This is a genomic window from Sphingomonas sp. P3_C5 (genome assembly GCF_056402635.1).
In genome coordinates, this window is the sequence record NZ_JBFUHA010000001.1 from 977,221 (window position 1) to 991,498 (window position 14,278).

A 14,278-nucleotide genomic window follows, 5' to 3' on the forward strand; every position below is an offset into this window, starting at 1 on the left:
GAGTCTTTAGGTTAAGCGCGCCAGTCGCCGCGCGGCGGGGCGTGGTGCGGCCGGGGCAATCGCCCCGGCCGTCCGTTCATACGGTGCGAAGCTCGCTGTCAGTGCTATTGGCCACTTGCTGTCGACGCACCCCGCCCCGCAATCCGATCAGGGGCCGCAGCCAGTCGATCTGCCTGCCGACCAGATAAAAGGCCCAGCATCCGGCAACAGTCGCCGGCACCAGGATCGCGAACTCCGCGACCGCGCCGATGTGTAGCGGGAGCAGCCAATATTCGACGATGATGATGATGGTCTGATGGATGATGTAGAAGGGGAAGACAGCTTCGGTCAGCATCGGCCGCCAGGCATGGTCGCGGTTCCAGAAGCGTTCGGCGATGCCGATCAAGGCGGCGATGCTCGGCCAGGCCTGCATCTGGCGTCCGACCTGAAAGAGCTCGCCGATCGGCTTCGTCGGGATTGCGAAGCCCGGATAGGCGATCTCGACCGACGCCACGATCAGACAGCCGACGACCGCGAGCAAGGCGGACAGCTGCCAGAACCGCGCGAGCCCCGCCATTGCTGACCTTGAGCCGGCAAGGCCGAAGCCGAACAGGAAGGCGGCGAAGTAGGTGAGATGTGCAATCCCGTCGTGGAACAGGTCATGTGTGTCCTCGCCGCGCCGGAACAGGAACAGGTTGAACACCAGCAGCCAGACGATCGGCACCCACAGGACGCGCAGGCCGGAAAAGACCCGGTCGAACACAGCTTGCGCCCCGCTCATACGCGGCAGCGCGAGCAGCGCCGCGAGCACCAGCGTATAGGCCCACAGATAGACGACGAACCAGAGATGGTTCCATGTCGGCAGGATGACCCCGTCGAGCGCGCCGAAGCGGAAATAGTCGCGCGTGAAGAACCAGACGAAGCTGTGGGTATAGCTATGCTTGACGGTCAGCTCGACCCAGCTTTGCGGCGGTACGATCACCGCCATGCCGAACAGCAGCGGCAAAAGCAGGCGCGCATTGCGATTGCCGAGAAAGCCGCGGACGCTCGCCGATTTGGCGAACAGCGCGCGGCTGGCATAGCCCGACACTACGAACAACAAGGTCAGCCGCCACGCATTGGTCAGCAGCATCGGCACCGCGACCCAGTCGGCCGGATGCGCGGTCTTCACATGGAAGCCCCAGGGCACGAAGACCATGCCGATATGATAGAAGATCAGCAGGCCGAATGCCCCGATCCGCAGCCAGTCCATTCCGTAATGTCGGTCCATCGCTCGCCTCCATGTTCGATCGGAGACGGCTAGCGAGCGGCGCACAGGCCCGGTATCGGGATGGGGCGGGAAGCGGCACCACAGGGACGACGACGACAGGCATGGGGACGAACGGCGGCGGAGACGGGATGAGCGGTGCACAGCGCCGGGTCGCGCTCGCGCTCTGTGCCGGCTTCGTGCTGACGTTGGCCGCGGTCATGCTGGCTGACGTCGAATCGACCCTCAGCGACTTCGCGGTCGCGGGCATCCAGGAGACCAGGACTCATGTCTGGCTCTGGGAAAGCACCAGCATCCTCGCCTGGCTGACGGCGGCGCCGGTGATCTGGTTGCTGGTCAAGCATGTCGGCCCGCCACGCTTCTCCTGGCCGGTCGCGGTCGGGCTGATCCTCCTCGCCAGCGTGCCGCTGTCGCTCTGGCATGTCGGGCTGATGGTCGGGCTCAGGAAGCTTTATTACGCGGCGGAAGGCAGCCACTATCAGTTCTTCAGCAAGGCATCGGATCGCCTGCTCTACGAATATCGCAAGGACCTGGCATCCTATCTCCAGTTCCTCGGTTTCGCCGCGGTGAGCCGATGGCTGGTGACGCGTGCCGCCACACCCCAGCCTGCCCCGGAGCCGCCGCAGGTCCTGACGGTGGCGGACGGTGCGGTGACGCATCAGGTGCCGGTCGACCAGATCGCCCATGTCACCGCCGCTGGCAATTATGTGGAGATCGCCTGGGCTCCGCGCACGCTGCTGCACCGCGCGACATTGGCGGGTGTGGCGCAGGAACTGGGCGCCGGCTTCGTCCAGATCCATCGCAGCCGCCTCGTCCGCCGCGCGGCGATCCGCCGGATCGAGACCGATCGCAGCGGCGACTTCACCGTCGTGCTGGAGGACGGGACCGAGCTGAAGGGAAGCAGGCGGTATCGGGAATCGGTGCAGGGCTGAGCGCAACGCTTTCGCCAGCCCATGCGGGGCGCTATATGGGCCCCGAACTCGAAAGGTTATCCCATGTCCGTTCGCCCCTGGCGCGATATTACCCGTCGTCAAAGTCGCCAGATCATGGTCGGCAATGTGCCCGTTGGCGGCGATGCGCCGGTCACCGTCCAGACGATGACCAACACGCCGACCTCCGACGCCAAGGCGACGATCGACCAGATCCGCCGCTGCGAGGATGCCGGGGTCGACATCATCCGCGTCTCCTGCCCCGATGTGGAAAGCACCGCGGCGCTCCGTCAGATCGTTCGGGCCAGCCGGGTGCCGATCGTCGCCGACATCCATTTCCACTATAAGCGCGCGCTCGAAGCCGCCGATGCGGGCGCTGCCTGCCTGCGCATCAACCCGGGCAATATCGGCTCTGCCGAGCGCGTGAAGGAAGTGATCAACGCCGCCAAGGCCAATGGCTGCGCGATCCGGATCGGCGTCAACGCCGGCAGCCTGGAGAAGGACCTGCTCGAGAAGTACGGCGAGCCCTGCCCCGAGGCGCTGGTCGAGAGCGCGCTCGACCATATCCGCATCCTGCAGGATCATGATTTCCACGAGTTCAAGGTCGCGGTGAAGGCATCCGACCTGTTCCTCGCGGTCGCCGCCTATCAGCAGCTCGCTGAAGTCGTCGATTGCCCGCTGCACCTCGGCATCACAGAGGCGGGCGGGTTCGTCGGCGGCACGGTCAAGTCGGCGATCGGGATCGGCTCTTTGCTCTGGTACGGCATCGGCGACACGATCCGCGTCTCGCTCTCGGCCGAGCCGGAGGAGGAAGTGCGGGTCGGCTTCGAGATCCTGAAGGCGCTCGGCATCCGCAATCGCGGCGTCCGCGTCGTTTCCTGCCCGAGCTGCGCCCGCCAGGGCTTCGATGTGATCCGCACCGTCCAGGCATTGGAGGAGCGGCTCCAGCATATCCGCACGCCGATGTCGCTGTCGGTGCTCGGCTGCGTCGTCAACGGCCCCGGCGAAGCGCGCGAGACCGATATCGGCCTCACCGGCGGCGGCAACGGCAAGCATATGGTCTATCTGTCGGGCGTCACCGATCACACGGTGCAGAGCGAGGACATGATCGAACACATCGTCAAGCTGGTCGAGAACAAGGCAGCCGAGATCGAGGCTGCCGACGAGGCGCGCGCCGCCGCCTGACGGCGGGCTCGCCGGGGAGGAGAGATGGGCAAGCCGGACGCGCTCGATCGGGTAGCGCAACTGCTGATTGCGCTCGCCGCGCTGGCGGCGCTCGCCAATGGGCTGTTCATGCTCGTCGACCCGCTCGCCTGGTACGGCTTCTTGCCGACGGTGCGCTTCACCGGCCCGTACAACGCCCATTTCGTCCGCGATATCGGTGCCGCCTATCTCGCCTCCGGGCTGATGCTCGGTTGGGCATCGCGCGATGTGCGCGGGCGCTGGCTCGGTGCCGCCGCGGGAGGCCTGTGGCTGGCCGTGCATGCCGGCATCCATATCTACGAAGTCAGCGTCGGCATTTGCGGCCCCGGCATTTTCTGGAACGACGCCCCCGGCGTGATCGGACCGCCTCTGCTGGTCGCGGTCGCGCTGGGCGTGCTGATCGCGCGCAGCCGCATTACGCCCGCGGGTCTGCCCCGCGCGATCGTCCTGCCGGTGCTCACCAAGATGGGGGACGGCGACTATATCGCTGAGCTTGCCCATGCGCCGGGCCATGCTTTCGATCGCTTCCTGGGCTTCATGCCCGCGTCCTCGCACCGCCATGAAGCGCCGCCAGCCCTGTTCCACGCTGCGCGGATCGGGGCTGTTCTGGCCGAGGATTGCGGTGCCTGCGCGATGATCGTCGCGCGCGCGGCGCTCGCGGACGGTGTCGACCGCGAGATGGTGAATATGCTGCTCGCCGGCGCCGCTGAAGGCGATCTCGGCACCGCCTTTCGCTTCGGTCAGGCGATCGCGACCCAGTCTGTGGAAGCGGCGGCTTTGGGCGACGCCATCGAGGCGATGCAGAGCCGGGTCGTGCGGCTCGAGCTGGCGATGACCGCGGCGCTGGTGCGCGGCTATCCGGGCCTCAAGCGCGGCATGGGCTATGCACAAAGCTGCGCTCTGACCAGGCTCCAGGTCTAATCCGCCCGAGCTCTTTAAGACCTTCTTCGCCATACCCGTTATCGCCGGTCTAAGTCGTGCCGCGCTAAAGTGGCGCGCATGAAGATCGTACTCACTGTGGTCGTCGTGGCGGGCATCGCCATCGGGCTTGCCATTCCCGTGGCTAAAAGCCCGGCGCCGGCCGCTGCCGCCCTGGCGGCGGAGGACGCGCCCGTGGACACCGTGCTCGACCGTTCCGGTGGCGGGCACTTCCTCGCCGTTGCCGACGTGAATGGGGAGCCGATCCGATTCGTGGTCGATACCGGCGCCGACATGGTCGCGCTGACCGAGGAGGATGCCCGGCGCGCCCATGTGGATTTCGATCCCTATCAGTTCCAGATCGTTGGCCAGGGCGCGGGTGGTCCGGTGCGCGGCCAGGAAGTCCGGATCGGCAAGATCGTGCTCGACGGCAAGCGCGCGACCGATGTGTACGGTGTCGTGCTGGAGGGCGCAGACATGTCGCTGCTCGGTCATTCCTATCTGCGCCACATCAGCAATGTGCAGATCAAGGGCGACAAGATGATCCTGCACTGAGCTTGCACGGACCTTCGGGCTCCGCGTGACCTCGCCGCCGCGCCGGGCTATCGGGCGCTGATGAAAAGCCCGAATGCCCTTGCCGCTTTCGCCGTCGCCACGCTCGGCATCGCCGTGTTCTCGGCGATGGACGCGGTGATGAAGGGCCTGAGCCTCGCGCTCGGTGCCTATAATGCGCTGGTGTGGCGGAGCTTCGCCGGTGTCGCGATCAGCGGCGTGCTGTTCGTGGCGACGCGCACTGCCTGGCCGGCGAAATCGGTGATGCGCGTCCATCTGATTCGCGGCTCGGTCTCGGCGGTGATGGCGATCGCCTTCTTCTGGGGGCTGGCGCGGGTGCCGATGGCGCAGGCGGTGGCGCTCACCTTCATCGCGCCGCTGATCGCCTTGTTCCTGGCGGCGGTGCTGCTCAAGGAGCATGTCGGCCGGACCGCGATCATCGCTTCGCTGCTTGCGATCGTCGGCGTGGGCGTCATCCTCACCGGTCAGGCCCGCGCAGAGATGGGCCCGGAAGCGTTGCATGGTACGCTGGCCGTCCTCGTGTCCGCCGTCTGCTATGCTTATAACATCGTCCTGATGCGACAGCAGGCGCAGGTCGCGGGGCCGATCGAGATCGCCTTTTTCCAGAGCCTGATCGTCTCGGTGCTGTTCGCGCTCGCACTGCCTTTCTTCGGCGAGGTGCCCGCTCTGGTGCATCTGCCCGCTATTATCGGCAGCGCCGCGCTGGCGACTGTCTCGCTGCTGCTGCTATCCTGGGCCTATGCCCGGGGCCAGGCCAGCTATCTCGCGCCGACTGAATATACCTCGTTCCTCTGGGCGGCCTTGTTCGGCTTCATCATATTCGGCGAGACGGTGTCGCCTTTCACGCTGGCGGGCGCTGCGTTGATCATTACAGGGTGCGTGATCGCCGCGCGCGGGCGCGGCCAGATATCCGATGTGGAGGCGGCGATATGAGTCTGGTCCTGCGGTTCGCGACTCCGGAGGATGTCGCGACCATCCTGCGCTTCGTGCGCGAGCTCGCCGAGTTCGAGCGCGCGGCCGACAAGGTCGTCGCGACCGAGGCGTTGCTCCACGAGGCGATGTTCGGTGAACGGGCGGTCGCCGAGGCGGTGATGGCGGAACGGGACGGCGAGCCGCTCGGCATGGCGCTCTTCTTCCACAATTTCTCGACCTGGACCGGCTGGCGCGGCCTGTATCTCGAGGATCTGTACGTGACGCCGGCGGCGCGCGGATCGGGTGTCGGCAAGGCGCTGCTCAGCCACCTCGCGGCGATAGCGGTCGATCGCGGCTGCTCGCGGTTCGAATGGGCGGTGCTCAACTGGAACCAGAAGGCGATCGATTTCTACAAGGCGATGGGCGCCGAGCCGCTGGACGAATGGATCGTCAACCGCGTCTCGGGCGGTGCGCTCACCAGACTTGCGGGGCGCGATTAATGGCATGGGTGCTGCTCGCTATCGGCGGGCTGTTCGAGGTCGGCTTCACCACCTGCCTTCGCCACGCCGACGGCTTTCGTAACATTCCCTGGACGCTCGGCTTTCTCGGAGCGGCCGCGCTGTCGTTGTGGCTGCTCGAGACGGCATCGCGCTCGATTCCGATGGGCACTGCCTATATCGTCTGGGTCGGGATCGGCGCGCTGGGGACGGTGATCGTCGGGATCGCCTGGTATGGCGAGGCGGCGAGCCTGCCGCGATTGCTGCTGATGCTCGGGGTGATTGCCTGCATCGCCGGCCTCAAGCTTACCACGCAAAGCTAGGGAGAAGAGGCGGTGGCGTTCGATCAGGGACTTGTCGACTGGATCGCCGAAGCGATGGAGCCGGTCGGCACCGTCACAATGCGCAAGATGATGGGCGGGGCGACGCTCTATTGTGATGGCACGATCTTCGCGATTGTTGCTGACGACAGTGTCTGGTTCAAATCCGATGCGGTGAGCGATGCCGAATGGGACGCCGCCGGTTGCCCGCGTTTCACCTATGCAATGAGCGAGGGTCGGGTTGAATCAATGAACTATCGCCGTGCACCCGACGATGTTTATGACGACGCCGACGAGCTCAGGCGCTGGGCGCTGCTTGGTCTGGCTGCGGGGCAGCGGGCACCGGCGAAAAAAGCGAAGGCGCGAAAGAAGCCGTAAGCGCCGCGAGCAGCAGCGCGACCCAGGCGATCGTGAATCCAGTCATCATCCAGGCGCCCGGCGCTGCCATAAGACCGAAGATCGCCAGCAGGCTGCCGGGCACGATAGCGGCGGCGAACAGGCGCCGGAACAATCGTCCGCGAGCGAGGAGCGCACCGATCGCCAGACTCCCAAAGGCGAGGAGCGCGAACTTCACATGGACCGCCCACCACAAGGCGCCGAGCAAAGTTGGTGTGCCCGGCAGCTGATCGAGAATCGCGTTGAGCAGAAAGCCCTCGATCTCGTCGCTGATCGCGGCGACGAGGAACATGGTTATCAGGACCGTCTTCACCCGGCCCCGCGCGCCGGCGGCGATCGCGGCGAGGATCAGAAAGCCGGTATAGCTTGGGATGAAGCCAAGCCCGTCAAGCAACAGCCCGGTCTTCTGCGCCGCGACGAAGGTCGAGGTGCAGGGCTCGCTCCCGAACATTGCCGCGATATCGGCGATGGTGCGGGCGAACTCGAAGGCGGCGATCGGTGCGAGTCCACCAGTCGGCCCGCATGCGATCAGGCCCGGGATACGGCCGAACAGCCCGGAGCAGGTGAAGGCGACAATCCCTATCGCCGCACACCATCTCCAGGCTGCCCGTATTGTCATTCCGGCTTGTGAGCCTTGCCTGCCTCGATCGCCGCGACGACGATCTGCCTGGCTTCCTCGGCATTGCCCCAGCTGCCGATCCGGACCCATTTCTGGGGTTCGAGATCCTTATAGTGAGTGAAGAAATGCTCGATCTGCGCGAGCACGATCGAGGGCAGATCCGAGCTCTCGCCGACATCGGTGTAATAAGGGAAGGTCGTGTCGACCGGCACGGTGATGAGCTTCTCGTCGCCGCCGGCCTCGTCCTCAAGCTTGAGCACGGCGATCGGGCGGACCCGGACGACGCTGCCCGGAATGAAGGGCGAGCGCGCGATCACCAAAGCATCGAGCGGATCGCCGTCGGGCGAAAGCGTGTGCGGCACAAAGCCGTAATTTGCCGGGTACCGCATCGGCGTGTGGAGGATGCGATCCACGAAAAGGGCGCCGGATTTCTTGTCGAATTCGTACTTCACCGGCTCGCCGCCAACGGGAACCTCGATGATGACGTTGAGGCTGTTCGGCGGATCGTCGCCGACTGGAATCATGTCGATGCGCATGGGAATACCTATTTTGCTGAAATCAGCCGATCTAGCCCGGCTTCGCCGGTGCTGGTCCTCTCAAGGTGCGGATAGCGCAGCCCGCCATGATAGTCGATCGATACGGTGCGGAAGCGATCGTGATTCTGGATCAGCAGTATGATCGGGTCCTTGCCGGTCTTCGCGGCGGTAACCGCGCTGCGCAGCCGGGGCGCATCCCAGACGAGGCCGTTGATCCCGACGATCGTGTCGTGGGGCGTCAGGCCGGCCTTGAAAGCGGGGCCATTCCACAGCACGCTGGTGATCGCGCCCTTCGCATTGACGTTCAGGCCGAGCGAGTAAGTGAGGTTGGTGCCCTTGATCTTGGACCCGGCCTGCTTGGTGGTGGCGCTCGGTTCTTCGGTGAAGACGAGCTTGTATCCGGCCTTTTCGATGCCCGCGAGGGTGGTCGTCGGGCTTGTCCCGTCAAGGCGCTGGCGGAGGAATTTCGCCCAGTCATAAGGCTGAACCTGGTTGAGCGCCGCGACGACATCGCCGAAGCGATAGGTCATTTCATGATCCCATTGGCCGGGTTCGACGCCGAAGAACAAAGCGGCGAAATCGTCGAGGCCCTTCGCGCCGTGGCTCAATTCGCGAATCGTCTGATCGGCTTCGAGCCAGATCAGCTCCGCATTGCGGTAATAGTCATAGCCGCGCGACCAGCTTCCCCAGGCGCTGGTGTCGCCGTGCCCGGTCAGGATCGGATCGTTGGTGGTGTCCTGAAGCGACCGCCAGTCCATGCCGGGCGTGCCGGCGCTGTAGCTGGCGGCGACATTGGCGAGCGTGTCGAGATATTCCTGCTTGCTCCACACGCCCGACCGCGCCGCGAGGACGTCACCCCAGAACTGGGTCTGGCCCTCATAAACCCATAACAGGCTGTCCTGCATCGGCGTGCGGTAATCGGGGGTCCAGAGATCGAAGGGGCGTCGGAATTTGCCGTTCCAGCTATGGGTGAATTCATGCGCGGTGACATAGCGGTCGCCGACATTCGCGGCCCATTCCGTGAAGAAGTCGCCATCGACCGTATTTTCCGAGCTGCGATGATGTTCGAGCCCATCGCCCGATTGCACGTCCGATGCCGCGAGCAGGAAATCATAATGGTCGAAATGCCGCGCTCCGAACAGCTTGTCGGCCTGAACGACGAGCGCCTTCTGCGTCGCGATCTGCTCCGGGGTGATCGCCAGTTCCTCGGGCGTGTCGGCGACGATGTCGAGCGACACGGCGGGGTCGAGCGCGATCTGCTTCGCGTGGAGCCCGGCATAGACCGGCGAGTCGACCAAGATGTCGTAGCGGGTCTGGTCATAGGAGACGCGGTTGCCGGTCTTCGCGCCCCGCAGCGCGCTGAACGCAGTCCAGCCGGCCGGATAGGTGGCGCTCGCCTTCACCTGGATGCCGCGGACATAATGGCCCGCCGGATAGAGCGAGACCGATTCCCATTGCAGGTTGAGCAAGGTCGGCGCGGTGACGACGCGGTAATCGTCGCTGCTATCGACCGGCGAGAGATACTGGAAGCGCGCCTCGATCGTCTTCACGCCCGCCGGCACCGCGACATGAAAGGCGTACATGTCGACCGGGTCGCGCGACCAGGCGAGCGGCTTGCCGTTCGCGGTGATCGTCAGCCCGGCGACATTCTTGATCTGGCCGGAAGGCGCGTGATTGCCCGGCTTCCATTGGGGATAGAGCAGGACGAGCGGTCCGCTCTTGACCGGGATCGTCTCGCGCACCGTGAACAGCCCCTGCGCGACATTGGTCGCGTCGACATCGAGGGTGATCGTGCCGGGCCAGGGCGTATCGACCGCTGCCGGGATGGCGCTCGTCAGACTCTGTGCGGCGGCACCCGCCGACAGGAGAGCAGTGCCCGAGAGCAGGGCGAGGACGATAACGGGCTTCATCACTGATTCTCCAGCGAGCACAGCCGCCCCGGCCCGTGAAGAGCCGGGGCGGCGTCAGTCAGAACGTCATTTCGGCATAAGCAGCTTGTCGAGCCCGCCGTCTCCGGTGCCGATCTTTTCGAGATGCGGATAACGAAGGCCGCCATGATAATCGATGCTGACCGGCTCGATCCGGTTGCCGCTCTTCACCAGCAGCACGATCGGGTCCTTGCTGGTCTTGGCCGCGGTGATCGCCGCCTTCAGCGCGGTGTCGGAATAGGCGGCGCCATTCACTGCTACGATCGTGTCGCTGACGGTGAGCCCGGCCTTGAACGCCGGGCCATCCCACTGGACCGAGGTGAGCGCAGCATCCTTGTTGATCGCGAAGCCGATCGAATAGGTCAGGTCAGTTAATTTGCGCGTGGTCTCGCTCTGCCTGAAGGTGGGCGCAGGCTCCTCGGTATAGATGAGTTTATAGCCATTGGCGGCAAAGCCGCTGATCGGCGCGGGTGCGCCGACCTCGGTCGTCCTTTTGTGCAGCAGGCCGGCCCAGTCATAGGGCTGGATGCCGTTAAGAGCCGAGACGACGTCGTCGAAGGTGTAGGTCACTTCGCCATAATCGCCATCGGTCAGGCCGAAGAATTTGCGGGCGAAATCGTCGATCGACTTCGTCCCGCCCGATTCCTTGCGCAGAATCGAATCGACCTCCATCCAGATCAGCAGGCCTTCATTGTAATAATCTTCGGAGCGCTGATTGCTCAGCCAGCCCTTGGGCCGGCGCTGCGAGATGATCGGATCATTGGTGGTGTCGAGCAGGTCGCGCCAGTTGCGCGCCGGGCGATTGTCGAGCGTCGCCATGATCGACGCATATTGATCGAGCGTATCCTGCTTCGAGACGAGGCCGGAGCGCGCCTGCAGGACATAGCCCCAGAACTGGGTCTGCCCTTCATACACCCAGAGCAGCGAATCGCGCATCGGCGTGCGGAAATCGGGCGTCCAGAGATCGGCGCCGCGGCGGAACTTGCCGTCCCAGCTATGGGTATATTCGTGCGGCAACAGGTTGCGCGAACCGGTGCTTTCCTTCCAGTTGATGAAATAGCCGGGCTTCACGCCGTCTTCGGACGAGCGGTGATGCTCGAGGCCGGCGCCGCCAATCTCGTCGGAGAAGGCGAGCAGGAATTCATAGGTGTCGTAATGCTGCGCGCCGAACAGCTTCACCGCCTGGGTGACGAGGTTCTTGTGGAGTTCGATCTGCTCCGGGGTGGCGGCGAGTTCGGCGGCATTGTCGGCATAGACGTCGAGATTGACGCGCGGGCTGAGCGGCCATTGCTTGTAGTAACGCCCGGCGAGCACCGGCGAATCGACCAGGATTTCGTAATTGGTCTTGTCATAGCTGTAGACCGAGCCGACCGATTTCGACGGCAGGCCGGACGAGGCGTGCCAGCCATCGGGATATTTCACTGTTGCCTTGATCGGGATCTGGCGGGTGAAATAGCCGGCCGGATACAGGCTCATCGAATTCCACTGCAGCCGCATGATATCCGGCCCCATCACGATCGAGCCCTGATCGGCCGCGGTGGCTGAGGCGAATTGCAGATCGACGTCGATCGTCTTCACGCCCCTGGGCACATTGATGTGAAAGGCGAAGACGTCGACCGGGTCGCGCGTCCAGGCGAGCGCCTTGCCGCCGGCGCGGATGTGCAGTCCGACGACCTTGTCGAGCTGGCCGGTCGGCGAATGCGTGCCCGGCAGCCATTTCGGGAAGAGCAGCACCATCTCGCCGGCCCCGGCGACGGGAATCACTTCCTTCGTGGTGAAGATGCCGCGCTTGGTGTCGGTCGCGTCGATGTCGAGCGTGATCGTGCCGGGATAGGGAATGTCGCGTGCATCGGGGATGGTGTTGACCCATGGCACCGGCTGCGGCTTCGAATTCTCGGCGAGAGTGGGAACGGCGACAGAGGCAAGCAGCAGGGTGAGCGCGACGCGACGGATCATTGAGGGAAAGCCTTCCGGCAAGAGGTCGAACGCGGTGGCTTAATAGAGCAAGGCACCCTGCGTCCAGAGGGGCGATACGTGGCTGGGCAGTGGCGGTGTACTGGATGCAATTTGGTGTCGTCACGGGAACGAATCGCGCGGTTTTTCCGCTGTTTCCCGCTGCTCCGCGCAATTTATTTTTTCTTCCGCTGTTATGGCGCGATTTCAGAAAAATTTCATTCCGAAAAATCAATGACTTGAGTGCAGATACCGCTGTTATTGCATAACAGCGGAAAACAGCGGGGATAACAGCGGTAAAACAGGATCGAACAGCGGACGGAACAGCGAAAACAGCGGAAGGTTGATTCAATCCGAAGACGAAATCGGCTTGGCGATGGTCGGACAATCCATGGCCGGAGTGATGACATGACCGGGCGAATGATGAATCGAACGCGACGCCAGAGGGACAGCCAGGCTGAAGAGCAGGCAAGCATGTCCGTGCGCGCCCGGCCTTTCGTCAAGGGCCAGCCCCGACCGCCAGCCACCAGGGCCCGGTCGATGGGCCCGCACCCTCATCTTGTGACGCGCCCTGTCTGTCCTGAAGCTATTCCGGAATTCAGCGCGATACGTCTGGCCGCAGCGTCGCGCCGGCACGATCGGGCCTGAAGGCTGAGAACCAGGTGAGTGGATTCCAGGTCGCGCTGCCGTTCAGCGAGAAGGTGATGAATTCAGCCCTGCCGCCGATCATCTCGAACGGCACCGCGCCGCCAAGGCCGTTGAGCTCGAGCGGCACACGGCTGTCGGCACTATTGTCCCGATTGTCGCCGAGCAGGAAGATTTGGCCGGGTGGGACGGTGTAGGGCGGATAATCGTCCTCGTCGCTTCGGCCGAAATCGAGCGTGTCCCAGGAACGGCCGCCGGGCAGGGTCTCGCGGAGAATGTGGAGGCGGCAATAGGCTTTTCCGTCCTTGCCGACGACGCGAGCCGTGGCGAATCCCCAAAAGGCTCTTTCAGGATCCGGATCGTGTGCATCGCAGTGGAAATTGCCGTCGATCGGCATCAGCCGATAGCCCATGTCGCGGGTTTCGACCGGCTTGCCGTTGAGCCAGAGCCTGCCGCCGACCAGCTGGATCACGTCGCCCGGCAGGCCGATGGCGCGCTTGATCAGATCCTTGCCGTTCTCAGGGTGCGCCACGATCACGATATCGCCGCGCTCGGGCATGCGCCCGAACAACCGTCCCTTCATGAAAGGCAGGAGATGAAAGGTCGCCGAGGCATAAGACCACCCATAGGGATATTTGGTGACCACGAGGCGATCGCCGACCAGCAAGCCCGGCATCATCGATTCAGACGGGATGTAGAACGGCTTCGCGACCAGGCTGTGAAGGCCGATCACCAGGAGGATCAAGCCGACGATGTTGCGGATCTCGGCGAGCCAGCGGATTTTGGTGTCTGCTGGTGGAGGCGGTGCGGTGGGGGCTGTGTCTGTCATGCCGGCAGATGATGCCGGCTGCTTCCAGCGGTCCAGCAAGACCGTGTCCGGACGGTGGAAAACCGTGTCCGGACAAAGCCAAGCCGTCATGCCGGACGTGTTCCGGCATCCACCGGGCCAGGGTCCCGAGAACCGAAGCTGAGAGAATGTGGGCCGGTGGACCCCGGAACACGTCCGGGGTGACGGTTCGGTTTATGCTGGCCGACTCACTCTAGCGCGAGCGAAATTCCTGATAGTTCAGCACACCATCATGATTGCGGTCGAGCTGGTCGAAGGCGGGACGCTTGTCCTGTCCGGCCCATGCCAGCGCCGGCGCGGCTACTCCCAGGCCGAGCACAGCTCCGGCAACGCCCGCCACCACGATGCGCCATGAGCTTGCCCGTCGTCTGCGAGGGCTCGCAACGGGATTGAGCCGGTCGTCTATGAACAGCCTGATCGCCTCACTGGCGGTCAGCTGTTCGTGCCGGCATCGCTCCATAAAGGCCGTTTTTGCCTCATGGGACAGCCTTACCTCGATCGATTCGCTCTTCTTGGGTGGCTTGATGGAAGCCATCGGAAAACTCCCCGATATTTCGCGCGGGCTTATCCTATTCTGGTGCGCACCGCCATCTCCATGGCATCCTCGGTGTGAATGATGCACAGAGCGGCTGTGGTGGAGGTGGCGACAGTCTGGTCGGAGGGGCGGCGGCTCTTCCTGGTCGCGGCACGCAGTGCGGCCGGCGCTGACGCGTGACAGGCATTGGGGCGGAGATCGGGAACGATCCGGATCACGCG

16 protein-coding genes are annotated in these 14,278 nt (G+C 64.3%); 8 read left to right on the forward strand and 8 right to left on the reverse strand.

Annotated features, from left to right (window positions below; translation table 11 throughout):
* Nucleotides 1–76: 76 nt before the first annotated feature.
* On the reverse strand, nucleotides 77–1,249 hold the full coding sequence (locus AC1DVS_RS04750; protein ID WP_478020698.1) for an acyltransferase family protein: 1,173 nt from the start codon (nucleotides 1,247–1,249) through the stop codon (nucleotides 77–79).
* Nucleotides 1,250–1,377: 128 nt separating this feature from the next.
* Between AC1DVS_RS04750 and AC1DVS_RS04755 the strand changes: the two genes are divergently transcribed.
* The 8 genes from AC1DVS_RS04755 to AC1DVS_RS04790 all read left to right on the forward strand — a co-directional run bounded on the left by AC1DVS_RS04755 (nucleotide 1,378) and on the right by AC1DVS_RS04790 (nucleotide 6,976).
* Nucleotides 1,378–2,178, forward strand: a complete 801-nt coding sequence (locus AC1DVS_RS04755; protein WP_478020699.1) for a LytR/AlgR family response regulator transcription factor — start codon at nucleotides 1,378–1,380, stop codon at nucleotides 2,176–2,178.
* A gap of 63 nt (nucleotides 2,179–2,241) precedes the next feature.
* Nucleotides 2,242–3,360 (forward strand): flavodoxin-dependent (E)-4-hydroxy-3-methylbut-2-enyl-diphosphate synthase, encoded by a 1,119-nt coding sequence (gene ispG, locus AC1DVS_RS04760; RefSeq protein WP_478020700.1) that lies wholly within the window; start codon nucleotides 2,242–2,244, stop codon nucleotides 3,358–3,360.
* A gap of 24 nt (nucleotides 3,361–3,384) precedes the next feature.
* Nucleotides 3,385–4,299 (forward strand): hypothetical protein, encoded by a 915-nt coding sequence (locus tag AC1DVS_RS04765; protein WP_478020701.1) that lies wholly within the window; start codon nucleotides 3,385–3,387, stop codon nucleotides 4,297–4,299.
* A gap of 78 nt (nucleotides 4,300–4,377) precedes the next feature.
* Nucleotides 4,378–4,851: a retropepsin-like aspartic protease family protein gene (locus tag AC1DVS_RS04770; RefSeq protein WP_478020702.1), complete on the forward strand. Its 474-nt coding sequence runs from the start codon at nucleotides 4,378–4,380 to the stop codon at nucleotides 4,849–4,851.
* A 60-nt stretch (nucleotides 4,852–4,911) separates the two neighbouring features.
* Nucleotides 4,912–5,802: a DMT family transporter gene (locus tag AC1DVS_RS04775; RefSeq protein ID WP_478020704.1), complete on the forward strand. Its 891-nt coding sequence runs from the start codon at nucleotides 4,912–4,914 to the stop codon at nucleotides 5,800–5,802.
* Complete coding sequence (locus tag AC1DVS_RS04780; RefSeq protein ID WP_478020705.1) at nucleotides 5,799–6,281, forward strand: N-acetyltransferase family protein; 483 nt, start codon at nucleotides 5,799–5,801, stop codon at nucleotides 6,279–6,281. Before AC1DVS_RS04775 ends, AC1DVS_RS04780 begins: the two co-directional genes overlap by 4 nt.
* A complete protein-coding gene (locus AC1DVS_RS04785; protein WP_478020707.1) occupies nucleotides 6,281–6,601 on the forward strand; it encodes a DMT family transporter in 321 nt (106 codons plus the stop codon). The genes AC1DVS_RS04780 and AC1DVS_RS04785 overlap by 1 nt, the downstream gene beginning before the upstream one ends.
* Before the next feature lie 12 nt (nucleotides 6,602–6,613).
* A complete protein-coding gene (locus AC1DVS_RS04790) occupies nucleotides 6,614–6,976 on the forward strand; it encodes a TfoX/Sxy family protein (protein WP_478020709.1) in 363 nt (120 codons plus the stop codon).
* Here the strand turns inward: AC1DVS_RS04790 and AC1DVS_RS04795 are convergent.
* From AC1DVS_RS04795 to AC1DVS_RS04825, 7 genes are all read right to left on the reverse strand, one after another.
* Nucleotides 6,897–7,613, reverse strand: coding sequence for a hypothetical protein (locus tag AC1DVS_RS04795; protein WP_478020711.1), 717 nt, complete (start codon nucleotides 7,611–7,613; stop codon nucleotides 6,897–6,899). The genes AC1DVS_RS04790 and AC1DVS_RS04795 overlap by 80 nt on opposite strands.
* Nucleotides 7,610–8,149: an inorganic diphosphatase gene (gene ppa / locus AC1DVS_RS04800; RefSeq protein WP_478020713.1), complete on the reverse strand. Its 540-nt coding sequence runs from the start codon at nucleotides 8,147–8,149 to the stop codon at nucleotides 7,610–7,612. Before ppa ends, AC1DVS_RS04795 begins: the two co-directional genes overlap by 4 nt.
* A gap of 8 nt (nucleotides 8,150–8,157) precedes the next feature.
* Complete coding sequence (locus AC1DVS_RS04805; protein WP_478021263.1) at nucleotides 8,158–10,059, reverse strand: M61 family metallopeptidase; 1,902 nt, start codon at nucleotides 10,057–10,059, stop codon at nucleotides 8,158–8,160.
* 66 nt (nucleotides 10,060–10,125) lie between these two features.
* Nucleotides 10,126–12,033, reverse strand: coding sequence for a M61 family metallopeptidase (locus AC1DVS_RS04810; protein WP_478020715.1), 1,908 nt, complete (start codon nucleotides 12,031–12,033; stop codon nucleotides 10,126–10,128).
* Nucleotides 12,034–12,628: 595 nt separating this feature from the next.
* Nucleotides 12,629–13,504: a signal peptidase I gene (gene lepB / locus AC1DVS_RS04815; protein WP_478020716.1), complete on the reverse strand. Its 876-nt coding sequence runs from the start codon at nucleotides 13,502–13,504 to the stop codon at nucleotides 12,629–12,631.
* 211 nt (nucleotides 13,505–13,715) lie between these two features.
* Complete coding sequence (locus tag AC1DVS_RS04820) at nucleotides 13,716–14,057, reverse strand: hypothetical protein (protein ID WP_478020718.1); 342 nt, start codon at nucleotides 14,055–14,057, stop codon at nucleotides 13,716–13,718.
* A 29-nt stretch (nucleotides 14,058–14,086) separates the two neighbouring features.
* Nucleotides 14,087–14,275, reverse strand: coding sequence for a hypothetical protein (locus AC1DVS_RS04825; RefSeq protein WP_478020720.1), 189 nt, complete (start codon nucleotides 14,273–14,275; stop codon nucleotides 14,087–14,089).
* Nucleotides 14,276–14,278: the final 3 nt, after the last annotated feature.